Origin of the sequence: Colwellia sp. E2M01 (assembly GCF_018860585.1) — a bacterium.
Classification (GTDB): Bacteria; Pseudomonadota; Gammaproteobacteria; order Enterobacterales; family Alteromonadaceae; genus Colwellia.
In genome coordinates, this window is record NZ_JAHKPR010000054.1 from 68,394 (window position 1) to 81,281 (window position 12,888).

General features: G+C 35.0%; 9 protein-coding genes, 3 tRNA genes and 1 pseudogene. 7 read left to right on the forward strand and 6 right to left on the reverse strand.

Features of this window, described 5'->3' with window-relative positions:
* Positions 1-149 precede the first annotated feature (149 nt).
* Positions 150-1,250 (forward strand): alanine racemase, encoded by a 1,101-nt coding sequence (alr, locus tag KO502_RS11425; protein WP_216022694.1) that lies wholly within the window; start codon positions 150-152, stop codon positions 1,248-1,250.
* A 160-nt stretch (positions 1,251-1,410) separates the two neighbouring features.
* On the opposite strand, the gene queE is transcribed toward alr, so the two are convergent.
* Positions 1,411-2,079 (reverse strand): 7-carboxy-7-deazaguanine synthase QueE, encoded by a 669-nt coding sequence (queE, locus tag KO502_RS11430; RefSeq protein WP_216022695.1) that lies wholly within the window; start codon positions 2,077-2,079, stop codon positions 1,411-1,413.
* A gap of 215 nt (positions 2,080-2,294) precedes the next feature.
* Between queE and queC the strand changes: the two are divergent.
* Positions 2,295-2,954: pseudogene (gene queC, locus KO502_RS11435) on the forward strand (7-cyano-7-deazaguanine synthase QueC); the annotation flags it as partial.
* 251 nt (positions 2,955-3,205) lie between these two features.
* Positions 3,206-3,418, forward strand: a complete 213-nt coding sequence (locus KO502_RS11440) for a hypothetical protein (protein ID WP_216022697.1) — start codon at positions 3,206-3,208, stop codon at positions 3,416-3,418.
* A gap of 1 nt (position 3,419) precedes the next feature.
* Here KO502_RS11440 and uvrB read toward each other — a convergent pair whose 3' ends face one another.
* Together uvrB and KO502_RS11450 are read right to left on the reverse strand one after the other, a co-directional pair.
* On the reverse strand, positions 3,420-5,441 hold the full coding sequence (gene uvrB / locus KO502_RS11445) for an excinuclease ABC subunit UvrB (RefSeq protein ID WP_216022698.1): 2,022 nt from the start codon (positions 5,439-5,441) through the stop codon (positions 3,420-3,422).
* Complete coding sequence (locus tag KO502_RS11450; protein ID WP_216022699.1) at positions 5,438-6,826, reverse strand: MATE family efflux transporter; 1,389 nt, start codon at positions 6,824-6,826, stop codon at positions 5,438-5,440. The genes uvrB and KO502_RS11450 overlap by 4 nt, the downstream gene beginning before the upstream one ends.
* A 653-nt stretch (positions 6,827-7,479) precedes the next feature.
* On the opposite strand from KO502_RS11450, the gene KO502_RS11455 reads away from it, so the two are divergent.
* From KO502_RS11455 to KO502_RS11465, 3 genes are all read left to right on the forward strand, one after another.
* Positions 7,480-7,555, forward strand: a tRNA-Asn gene (locus KO502_RS11455).
* A gap of 214 nt (positions 7,556-7,769) precedes the next feature.
* Positions 7,770-7,845: transfer RNA gene (locus KO502_RS11460), tRNA-Asn, on the forward strand.
* A 179-nt stretch (positions 7,846-8,024) separates the two neighbouring features.
* Positions 8,025-8,100, forward strand: a tRNA-Asn gene (locus KO502_RS11465).
* A gap of 235 nt (positions 8,101-8,335) precedes the next feature.
* Here KO502_RS11465 and KO502_RS11470 read toward each other — a convergent pair.
* The 3 genes from KO502_RS11470 to clpS form a co-directional block, all read right to left on the reverse strand.
* Positions 8,336-8,896: a hypothetical protein gene (locus KO502_RS11470; protein WP_216022700.1), complete on the reverse strand. Its 561-nt coding sequence runs from the start codon at positions 8,894-8,896 to the stop codon at positions 8,336-8,338.
* A 389-nt stretch (positions 8,897-9,285) separates the two neighbouring features.
* Positions 9,286-11,544 (reverse strand): ATP-dependent Clp protease ATP-binding subunit ClpA, encoded by a 2,259-nt coding sequence (gene clpA, locus KO502_RS11475; protein ID WP_216022701.1) that lies wholly within the window; start codon positions 11,542-11,544, stop codon positions 9,286-9,288.
* Between the two features lie 20 nt (positions 11,545-11,564).
* Positions 11,565-11,885: an ATP-dependent Clp protease adapter ClpS gene (clpS, locus tag KO502_RS11480; RefSeq protein ID WP_216022702.1), complete on the reverse strand. Its 321-nt coding sequence runs from the start codon at positions 11,883-11,885 to the stop codon at positions 11,565-11,567.
* A gap of 406 nt (positions 11,886-12,291) precedes the next feature.
* Here clpS and cspD point away from each other — a divergent pair, with 406 nt between their 5' ends.
* The gene (gene cspD / locus KO502_RS11485; RefSeq protein ID WP_216022703.1) at positions 12,292-12,510 is read left to right on the forward strand and encodes a cold shock domain-containing protein CspD; all 219 of its coding nucleotides are present in this window, start codon (positions 12,292-12,294) and stop codon (positions 12,508-12,510) included.
* Positions 12,511-12,888: the final 378 nt, after the last annotated feature.

The following is a 12,888-nucleotide window of genomic DNA, read 5'->3' on the forward strand; positions in this document are numbered from 1 at the left end:
TAAATTAGTTCGCTTTTTATTTATTAAATGTTAATTAAAATTCATTTAAATTGTAAAGATCGCTTACTTGGCTATTCCTTAGTTAATTTTATTAGATGATAATAGCTATCTAAATTTCCCCATTTATCCATAAATAACAGCAATTCATCATGAGTTATATTTCCAGACTTACACAAGCCGCCATTGATTTAGACGCGTTAGTTAAAAATTATCAATATATTGATAGTATTTCAGACACCAGTAATACTATCGCCGTTATTAAAGCTGATGCTTATGGGCATGATTCAATAAAAGTAGCGCATGCATTACAAGACTATGTAAGCCATTTTGCTGTGGGTTTTATTGATGAGGCTTTAACTTTACGTAATGCTGGGGTAACGACTAAAATAATCATTTTAGAAGGCCCATTTAAAGAGGCTGATTTTGCTATAGCGCAAGAGCATAACTTTTCGTTAATGCTACATAGTGATTATCAAATTGATTGGTTCAAATCATTCAACCTTGCTACTACGGCTACGCAATTAACAAATGAATTATGGCTTAAAGTTGACACTGGGATGAATCGTTTAGGTTTTCAAATTAATCATATTGACCAGGTGATTTCACAACTCTCAATAGAGCAACAAGCTCAGTTAGTTTTATGTTCACATTTTTCGACTGCTGAGCAACTTAATAGCTCTAAGCCCTTAGCTCAATTATCTAAATTGAAAGCTTTAGTGGCTAAATACCATTGTAAATTTAGTATGGCTAACTCCGCGGGTATTTTAAATTGGCCACAAAGTCACGGTGATTATACTCGACTGGGCTTGGCGTTGTATGGCATATCACCAATTGGAGACACATCAACAAGTGCCCCACTTATTCCCGTGATGACTTTACAGGCCAATATTATTGCAATTCATACCGTAAAAATTGGTGATACTGTTGGTTATGGCGATATTTGGCAAGCAAACCGTGACACTAAACTTGCCACTATAGCTATAGGTTATGCAGATGGTTACCCAAGAAATGCTAAAGCAGGCACGCCAGTATTTATTAACGGTGAAGTTGCGCCTGTTGTTGGCCGAGTATCTATGGATATGATCACTGTCGATATTACCGATTTAGCATCCGTTAATATTGGCGACACGGCTGAGTTATGGGGTAAAAACATCAGCATAGATGTTGTTGCTCAATACAGTGATACCATTAATTATGAGCTATTAACTCGAGTATCGAAACGCGTACCTAAAATAGTAATAACTACATAATTTATTAATTAAACTTTTATCAACCTCTTTTATCAACCTAATATTTTATCTAGCTATTTTTAGAGATAGAAAATTTTAGAAAGAAATAATCTGATAAATTTAAGTATTAAAAGCAAGCAATTTGTCGATAATTAAGAAAAATAACTACTGCGAACCTTTATTATTCAATACCAATATATTTATGGACTTGTACTGACAAACGCCAGTTATTAGCAATACAGGTTGCGATGGCTAATTCAGTTGCACGCTTCTTTTGACTAATAGGTTGTAAATAAATAGGCGTATCAATTACCTGGTGCTCTGCTAATAATGCTTTTAAATCATCAACATGTTGCTCTGTCGCTACAGGGTGTTTAATTTCGTTGGCACGTGCCATAGCGCTATTTAAAATTTTATAACCGCCCCGCATATTTACTTTAGGTGAAACAGTTACCCAGGACTTTTCTGTTGTAATTATTTCAAAGGTACCTGATGTTTCAATTTGCGTACTATAACCTCGTTGTTCAAATAGCTCACATAACGGCGTTAAGTCAACCATACAAGGCTCACCGCCGGTAATAACAATATGCTTTGCATTGAATTTTTTATCATTTACTAACGCTAAGATATCTTCAGGAGTGAAATTTGCCCAATGTTGTGTTTCTTCTGATTTTGTTAACATAGTTTCAGCGGTTACTTCATCATCCAATGAAATATCCCAAGTATGTTTGGTATCACACCATGAACAACCAACAGGACAACCTTGTAAACGAATAAAAATAGAAGGTTGTCCTGTAAAAGAGCCTTCACCTTGAATGGTTTCAAAAAGCTCATTAATTTTATAATTCATAAAGGGATTTTCTCTTATTCGTTGTCATGCGAGATGTTTACTATTTTATGCTATTCGCGCTAAATTCGCGCTTAAACAACTACAGTATGTATTGTTATCTTTTAGGAGTAGGTATTTAGCGTAAAGACTATTTAAACTAAACCCTATTTCAAGTAAAATAGCGGCGTTTTTATTCATCATTTTCTAATTATACCCCAGATCAATTAAGAGAGCTTCAAATGGCTGAAAAAGTTGTTGTTATTTATTCCGGTGGCATGGATTCCTTTACAGTTTTAAATCGTGCATTAAAGGATGGAAAAGAGGTTTACGCCTTATCTTTTGATTATGGGCAACGTCATGTAAAAGAATTAGAGTGCGCTAGTGCTGTATGTGATGAATTAAATATTAAACATAAAGTAATAGATATTTCCGCTATTAACCAATTACTTGCGGGTTCATCTCTTACTGATGATATTGATATTCCTGAAGGACATTACGAAGCTGAAAATATGAAATCAACGATTGTACCTAATCGTAATATGATTTTGCTTTCATTAGCTGTTGCTTATGCCGTGTCGGTTGGTGCCGAGCAAGTTTATTATGGCGCACACTCTGGCGATCATGCTATCTACCCGGATTGCCGACCTGAGTTTGTCGAAAAGATGAATGATGTATGTAAAATAGCTAATTATGAAAGTGTTGAAATATTCAGCCCTTATTTAAACGTCAATAAAACAGCCATTTTAGCTGATGGAATCGCTATGGGTTTAGATTACAGTAATACTTGGACTTGTTATAACGGTAGAGAAAAGGCTTGCGGTAAGTGTGGTGCCTGCCAAGAGCGTTTAGAAGCGTTTGCAGAAACTAATACAATAGATCCAATCGAGTACGAATAATTAGTCGATATTACTATCGCTGAGCTGTGGTAATGCTCAAACATACCTAAAGTATAGTCCACACATGCTTATTTAAAATAATTTTTTGAGCATACTTTTCAAAGGTAAGCTATTAATACAATATTAATTAATAGCTTATAACCTTATATATTAAAATGTTTATTAAAATAAGTTTTAATATAAAAAGCTTCTATCAGTAATTCCTCTATCCTCTAGACTTATAGCGTGTTCAATGAAAGTTGGAAATGCCCATGAGCGCTAAAAGCAAGTATCAAGCACAACAATTACAGCAACTGATCAATACCAACAATATAACTTACGCACATTTGTATTTAGAGCAACTCATGCTATTTCCTACCGAAATACAAGATAGGATCATAGAAGATATTAGTCAGCTTCCTTATTGCAACACTGATGCGATTGCACATATTTTTGGCCAGTATTCTGCGCACTGTTTAAAGTAGGTTAACTCGACAATTGTTGAATTCTTAATTTTGCTATTTTATCACGTGCCGCTGCTGCTTGTTCAAATTCTAAGTTTTGTGCATGGGTTTGCATCAACTTTTCAAGTTCGACAATTTTAGCGTCTATTTGTACTGTCGTTAACAACGGCTCTTCAGCATTTTTAGTGATCTGATAATGAGTATTCGCTTCGGCAACTTTATCTAACGCTTTAGCATCGCTGTAGCTACCAATTCCCATTACATCGGTAATTTTTCTAACAACACCTTGTGGAGTAATCTTGTGATCAACATTGTATTGATGCTGTTTAGCTCGGCGGCGCTCCGTTTCATCAATTGCACGGCGCATAGAGCCTGTAATTTTATTTGCGTACAAAATGGCTTGGCCATTTATATTACGTGCCGCACGGCCAATAGTTTGAATTAATGAACGATCAGATCGTAAAAAGCCTTCTTTATCGGCATCAAGTATTGCCACTAATGACACTTCAGGCATATCTAAACCTTCACGTAATAGGTTAATGCCAACTAAAACATCAAACTTACCTAATCTAAAATCACGAATAATCTCCATTCGTTCGACGGTATCTACATCTGAGTGCATATAACGAGCTTTTATATCATGCTCATCTAAATAATCTGTTAAGTCTTCAGCCATGCGCTTAGTTAACGTTGTCGCTAAAACACGTTCATTTAATGGTAACCGTTTACGTATTTCTGATAAAAGGTCATCAACTTGCGTGTCTACTGAGCGTACTTCGATTTGCGGGTCTAATAAACCTGTTGGACGTACAACTTGCTCAGCAATATCGCCTGCTGACTTTTCTAGTTCATATTTACTCGGGGTTGCTGATACGTAAATAGTTTGTGGTGCAAGTGCCTCAAACTCTTCAAATTTCATCGGTCTGTTATCTAATGCCGATGGCAACCTAAACCCATATTCAACAAGGTTTTCTTTGCGCGATCGGTCGCCCTTATACATTGCACCAATTTGCGGTACCGTTACATGAGATTCATCAATGATCAATAAACCATCGTGAGGTAAATAATCAAATAAGGTTGGCGGCGCATCACCTTGCTCTCTACCAGATAAATAACGGGAATAGTTTTCGATACCTGAGCAATAACCTAACTCGGTCATCATCTCTATATCAAATTGCGTACGCTGAACTATTCGCTGCTCTTCAACAAGTTTATTATTCGTTTTCAGCTGTTCAGATCTATGTTTTAGTTCTATTTTTATATTTTCAACCGCTGATAATATTTTATCTCTAGGTGTCGCATAATGAGTTTTAGGGTAAACGGTTACGCGAGCTAAGCTTTGCTCTACTTGACCTGTTAAGGGATCAAATTGACTAATACGTTCTATCTCTTCATCAAACAGTTCAACACGTAATGCAAGACGGTCCGATTCTGCAGGAAATATGTCAATAACATCACCACGAACGCGATAAGTGGCACGCGCAAAGGCAACGTCATTACGTTTATACTGTAATTCAGCAAGACGACGTAAAATATCACGTTGATTGATAATATCGCCAACCGTTATATGTAACATCATTTTTAAATACGAATCTGGATCGCCCAAGCCGTAAATAGCAGATACAGAGGCAATAATAATGACATCTCTACGCTCTAAAAGCGCTTTAGTTGCCGATAAACGCATTTGCTCTATATGTTCATTCACTGATGCGTCTTTTTCAATAAAAGTATCGGTAGTTGGCACATACGCTTCTGGCTGATAATAATCGTAGTAAGAAACAAAGTATTCAACGGCATTATTAGGGAAGAATTCTTTCATCTCACCATAAAGTTGCGCTGCTAGTGTTTTATTAGGCGCTAACAACATAGTAGGACGGTTTAAGCTTTCAATTACATTAGCGATGGTAAATGTTTTACCTGAGCCCGTAACACCAAGCAAAGTTTGATGCGCTAAGCCTGATTCAATCCCTTCTAATAACTGCTTTATTGCTGTAGGTTGGTCACCACTTGGCGTGTAATCAGAGCATAATGTTATGTTTTTCATTTAGCTTGCTCCAATGTTGTAAAATCGATACTTCTAAACTGCTTTATGAATAAATTATAAGAGATGATTGCCATCATCAAATTACCTAATAAAGCACCAACAAAAAGCCCTGTTAGCCCGTAAAATAAACTACCAATATAAGCTATTGGTAAATAACAAATAAATAATCGAATGACACTTAAGCCTAAAGCTATCATTGGTTTATGCAGCGCATTAAATGATGAATTTGTTAAAATAACTATCCCTTGCAAACCATAACCTAAAGGTAAAATCCAAATAAAGAGTTTAATTAAATCAGCAACCGCAGCTTCTTTTGCAAAGGCATCGGCAATCCAGTAAGCACAGAGTGCTAGGATGAAATAAATAACAAGCTGCCAGACTAAAATAAATTTAATAGAAACTTTATATGCCTGCTCCACTCTATTTAATTGTCCTGCTCCAAAATTTTGACTGATAAAAGGTGGTAAAGTCATCGATAATGCTAAAACAATTAAGCAAGCAATAGATTCAAGTCTTGAGCCAACACCGAAAGCAGCTACTGCAGATTCGCCATAAGTAGCAACTATTGCGGTCATAATAGCAGCGGCAATTGGCGTTAACATATTAGCTCCCGCTGCTGGTAAACCTATTTTTAAAATATCACGGCAGGCAGTAAGTAAGACTTTAATTGGTATTAGGCTACTATGAATAAGTTCAAGCTTCTTAGTTAATATGTAGAAAACAAAAATAAAACCAAAAGCCCATGACGCTAAAGTAGCAATGGCCGCACCTTGGATCCCCATAGCGGGAATAGGCCCTAAACCAAAAATAAATATAGGGTCAAGCACTGCATTAATGAGTCCTGCGCTACCCATAATAATACTTGGTGTTTTAGTATCTCCTGAGGCGCGCAATACTGCATTACCTATCATAGGGCCGATTAAACACACACTACCGAAATACCATATATCCATATAATCATGAATTAAAGGTAGTAAAGGTGGCTGAGCGCCGAGTAAGGTAAATAAAGGATCTGTAATCAAATAGCCGACAAACGACAAACAAGCAACAATAATGGCTGATAAATACATTGCTGCAGTAGCTGTATTTTTAGCTGAAACTAAGTCTTTTTTACCCAGTAATTTGGCAATCACAGCAGACGTACCAATACCAAGACCTATCATTAAGCTCAATACAGTAAAAGTAACTGGGAAGGTAAAACTGATAGCCGCTAATGGTTGTGTGCCAAGTAAACCAACAAAAAAGGTATCTATAAGATTAAATGTCATCAAAAGCAGCATCCCGTAGATCATAGGAATGGTCATGCGCTTGATAGTGCTATTAACAGGATCTTCAAGTAAGTTTACTTGTTTATTGTTATTCGTCTCAGTAATTTTTGGGATCATTTATTTATATCAGTTTTAATCGTGTCTATTTAAATAAAATCGATGTTTAGTTTACCTAACTATAAAGCACGACTCTATTATTTGATGAGGTGAATAATTTGCAGCAAACTATTGTAAAAGATTAAACAAACTTTACCTAGTGAAGATTGGTAAGTATTAAGCTATTTATCAATGAATTATTTATGAATTATGTTTAAATACATCGTTCTCTTCTTTTAAATTCATATTCTTGCGAAAAACAACGCACAGCCAATTTTTAACAAATTTTCATTTGGTTAAAAATCAATCTCATTTAGATGAAAACATCAAGATAACCATAACCAATTGTAAATAAAAGAAAAATATTTATTTTAATTTTATATTGACTTAAAGGCAGGCCAATAAAATCGAAATAAACATATAAGTACACACTTTCACTCACATAGTTATCCACAGGATTAGTGGATAAGTAAATATTCGCTTATTTTTCATTATTAAATAATATGTCTACAGTTACATGGATAAAAAACGGTCTAAAAGTGATGTAAAACCACCTGTTTTGAATGCATTTTCAACAAACAGCTTTATTTTTTAAATTTTTAGTGTTTTTGTGTTGACACTTACGCCACAGGTCTTTAATATTCCGCTCCGTTAGCCGATGAGGTTAACACGATTCCCCAATAGCTCAGTTGGTAGAGCGATGGACTGTTAATCCATGTGTCACTGGTTCAAGCCCAGTTTGGGGAGCCACATAAAATAGCGATAGATGCAAGAGCGGTAGAGCGATGGACTGTACTCTCTATAACTTATTTATTAGATAAGGCATGTATCACTGATTGGTTTCTTAAGCCTTTTACTTATAAAGAGCTGGGAGCCACATTTAGAGTAGTGATAGTTTAAATAATATTTAAATAACCAAGTATCATTAGTCTGTTTATTTATATTAATAAACAAAACGTATAATTCCCCAATAGCTCAGTTGGTAGAGCGATGGACTGTTAATCCATGTGTCACTGGTTCGAGCCCAGTTTGGGGAGCCACATTAAAAAGCGATAGATGCAAGAGCAGTAGAGCGATGGGCTGTACTATCTATAATAAAAGCATGTGTCACTGATTGGTTTTCCGAGCCCAGTTTGGGGAGCCACATTAAAAGTAAATGATAATAACCAAATATCTTTTACTCGTTTATTAAAACTACTTAATAAACAAAACGTACAATTCCCCAATAGCTCAGTTGGTAGAGCGATGGACTGTTAATCCATGTGTCACTGGTTCGAGCCCAGTTTGGGGAGCCACATTAAGAAACCTGCTTTTAGCAGGTTTTTTTTCGTCTATAATTTGATAACTTATTTACGCACAAAATGGCTCTCTCGCTAGAGCGATGAAATGAACTATACAACCTATAATACTTTCGTTTAGATAAGTCATGTGTCATTGGTACATGTTTGTTACTTAAACAGGCATTAACATACTATTACAGAGATTATGTCAGTTACTGAATATCTTGAGTTAATAAACTCTCATGTAATTTTATACATTATTTTCTATATTGGATAAGCCTTGTAGTCTTTCAAATATATCAAGAACACTTGCTCTTAGTTGTGCATCTTTTTGATTAGTCGCTCCGTATGAGCGGTCAAAGTCCACCGATTTTCTCGCCGAAGATAGCGCATCATATTTTTCGTTTGGATTAAACTCTATACTCGGTGGTGCCCTCATTGCTAAACCTTCTTGTGCTGTTATCAAACCACTCGACTGTAGCTCCGAAGACATTTCATTTAACTCATGGTACGACATATTAGTAGGATCGTATTTAGAAGCAATATTATGTAGTTGATTTTCTGCTTGTAAGGCTGCATTACTGATAGTGACTGTATCGCTATTACGAGTAGTAGAAATTAAAACATTCATTTCATTTTGTTCAGTAGTAGTTGGCTTATTTTGATAAGCAAAATTAATTTGATTATTACTCTTTATTTCCATGCTTCCCTCAAGATTAAGACCATTAAAAACTTCACCTTCTATAGCTGCGGCGCTATCGAAGGTATAGCTGTTATTTCGTTTTATTATTGTTAATAAAGCATTAATCATACCAATGAGGTATACAACTTATACATAGGGCTAGCTTAACCTTTAGATATGATTGATAAATTGAAAAGGTGCTTTTTTTGCCGCTTACCAGCAAAGGCGGCAAAAATATTCATATTTATAAGTAATGCTCATTTGCTAAGGTCATGTTAATTAAGTTTAATTAAGGCGTTCAAAGGAATATAATGATTATCTAGCAGGGAAAAATATCGGAGTAGAATATTGGAATAGTTAGTATGCTTTTTGTTATAAATAATGTTCATAGTGACATGAAAACTGGACATAAAAATCTTAGTATTGAAAGATTAATAATAATTATTCTAGAAATAAAAAAACCTTACGATAAACTACCGTAAGGTTTTAAAGTAACTATATGAATTAAAGTAATTTAATTACTTTTCGGAGACCAATTCTTTTTTATTTTCAAAGTTAATCACTAGTTTATCTTTTTTAACATCTACTTTAGCAATACCACCGTGTGTTAATTCACCAAACAGTAATTCATTTGCTAATGCTTTCTTCAAGTGCTCTTGAATTAAGCGTGACATTGGTCTTGCCCCCATAGACTTCTCATAACCATTTTCAGCTAACCATTGTTTAGCTTCTTGGGTTAACTCAAGTGACACGCCCTTCTCATCTAGTTGAGCTTGTAGTTCAACAATAAATTTATCTACAACCTGCTGAATAACGATATTATCTAAATGATCAAACCAAATAATATTATCCAAACGGTTTCTAAATTCAGGAGAGAATACTTTATTAATCTCACTTAACGCATCTAAACTATGGTCTTGTTGTTTAAAGCCAATAGATTGACGTACAGTTTCTTGTACTCCTGCATTGGTTGTTAAGACAAGAATAATATTTCTAAAGTCTGCTTTACGCCCATTATTATCAGTTAATGTACCATGGTCCATCACTTGTAATAGAATGTTATAAACATCTTCATGAGCTTTTTCTATTTCATCTAACAATACAACAGCATGAGGATTTTTTAATACCGCATCAGTTAATAAACCGCCTTGTTCATAACCTACGTAGCCTGGAGGAGCGCCTATAAGGCGACTAACCGCATGTTTTTCCATGTACTCTGACATATCAAAACGTAACAGCTCTACCCCGAGGATCTTCGCTAATTGTTTTGTAATTTCAGTTTTACCAACACCTGTCGGGCCTGCAAATAAGAACGAGCCTACTGGTTTTTCATCATGACCTAAACCAGCGCGTGATAAACGAATTACAGAAGTCAGTTCATCTACCGCTTTATCTTGTCCAAAAACAACAAGTTTTAAGTTACGATCAAGGTTTTTGAGATTGTCTTTCTCATTAGACGATACTGATTTTTCAGGAATTCTCGCCATTTTTGCAATAATATTTTCAATATCTGTATTATTAATCACTTTTTTACGTTTACTCGCAGCAACTAATTGCTGTTTAGCACCCGCTTCATCAATAACATCAATAGCTTTATCAGGAAGAAAACGTTCGTTAATATACTTAGCCGATAGTTCTGCCGCCGCGTGTAATGCTTTACTGGTATAGCGGATACCGTGATGGCTTTCATATTTTTCTTTCAAGCCTTGTAAAATCTTAGTGGTATCAGCAACACTTGGCTCAGCAATATCGATTTTTTGAAAACGACGAGCTAAAGCACGATCTTTTTCAAAGATACTTTGATATTCTTGATAGGTTGTTGAACCTAAACATCTGATTTTACCTGCCGATAGTAACGGCTTAAGTAAGTTTGACGCATCCATCATCCCGCCAGAAGCAGCACCAGCACCTATAATAGTATGTATTTCATCTATAAATAAAATTGCGTTTTTATCTTCTTCAAGCTCTTTTAATAACGACTTAAAGCGTTTTTCAAAATCGCCTCGATATTTAGTACCCGCTAATAGTGCGCCCATATCTAAAGAGTAAATAGTAGCGTCTTCTAAAAACTCAGGTACTTTCTTATCGACAATTAGATTTGCTAGTCCTTCTGCGATAGCTGTTTTTCCTACGCCAGCTTCACCAACAAATAAAGGGTTATTTTTTCTTCTGCGGCTTAATACTTGTAGCGTACGTTCAAGTTCATCATCACGACCAATTAAAGGATCAATATTACCTTTAGCTGATTCTTCATTAAGATTTACTGAAAAATTTTCAATGGTGCGCGGCTCTTCTTCGGTATGCCCCTCCCCATTGATAGTATGCGAAGCATCATTATCATCAATTTTAGCAATGCCATGTGAGATATAATTAACGATATCTAAACGGCTAATGTCTGACTTTTTCAAGATATAAGCCGCTTGAGATTCTTGCTCACTAAAAATAGCAACAAGTACATTAGCACCACTAACTTCACTTTTACCTGACGATTGCACATGGAAAACTGCACGTTGTAATACTCTTTGAAAACCTAACGTTGGTTGTGTTTCACGATCTTCTTCCCCTGTAGGGATAGTCGGTGTTGTTTCTCCGATAAAGTCTAATAAGCTCTTACGCAAGGTTATTAAATCAGCGCCGCAGGCGCCAAGCACTTCAATGGCAGAAGGATTATCTAATAATGCCAACAATAGATGCTCAACCGTCATAAATTCATGACGGGACTCTTTAGCTTGGCGGAAGGCTAAGTTTAGGGATACTTCTAAGTCTTTGTTTAGCATAGCTACTCCAAATTATAACTTTAGGCTTTTTCCATCACACACTTTAAAGGGTGTTGATTTTCCAAAGCGTACTGGACAACATTTTCTACTTTTGTTTCTGCTATCTCAGCAGTATATGTGCCACAAAGGCCTTTGCCTTTATAGTGAATTGTTAACATAATGTCTGTTGCTTGCTCTTCACTTTTATTAAAAAAGTTACACAGTATGTCGACAACAAAATCCATCGGTGTGTAGTCATCGTTAAGTAAAAAAACATGGTATTTAGCCGGCTCTTCTAATTGATCTTTAACATCTTCTTCAACAAAACCGTCGGTGTCAAATAACTCTTTCCAATTACTCATATATTTATCTTAGTCTCTACTTTTTACTTTTGCTGTAACTTTTAATTTGTTTTTTGTGTCATTCTGTAAATAAAAACCTTTAAATAATGCCATATTTATCTTGACTAATTATATAGTTTACCTACATTCTATTAGTGACTAATATTTAGTCACTAAACTTATGTTCTATGAATCTTATTTATGAACATTAATTATGATAATTAATTTATGAATAATATTCTAAATATAAGCTTTAAGCTCTGAATATAAGTACTAATTAATTTATGTATTATTAATTGTTTGTAAGCTCTAGGCTCTATTATGCCCATATATTATCTTAAAAAGATAATATAAAGAACATACCATAGTGAAGTCACTATTAGTAAAACATAAATAGATACTAAAGGATATAAAAGGAAGTTGAAGTATGGCACACGGCACAGTTAAATGGTTTAATAACGCAAAAGGTTTTGGTTTTATTCGCCCTGATAGTGGTGGAGATGATATCTTCGCTCATTACTCAACAATTGAGATGGATGGGTATCGAACATTAAAAGCAGGGCAAGATGTCGATTACGAGCTAAACGACGGCCCTAAAGGACATCATGCAGCAAGTATTAAACTCGCTGAAGATGACATAGAATAAATATAAAACATTGCGCTCCAATGATAAAAAAAACACAGTAAATTAAGCTGTGTTTTTTATTGCCTGCTTTTCTCTAATCGCAAGATTACCTTCCATTAACTTATCCAAGTTAACCCCGTTTTTATAATTTATGTATTTACATAACCCTAACTCGATTTAAGATGTTTTTAACCTATTGAAAATTTATAATATTATTTCATCTAACACGCTAGCTTGGTAGCTGCTTTACTTTCAAGGAAAATTTCGCCTTAATAGCGGGTCTATTGCAAGTAAATTCAGCGATGAAAGTAGATAAAATAGTTGTTAGAGAAAGGTTTATTAAACCGATCTCAAATTACATAATAAGCATTCAAATAGACTCATACCAATTCCGATAAT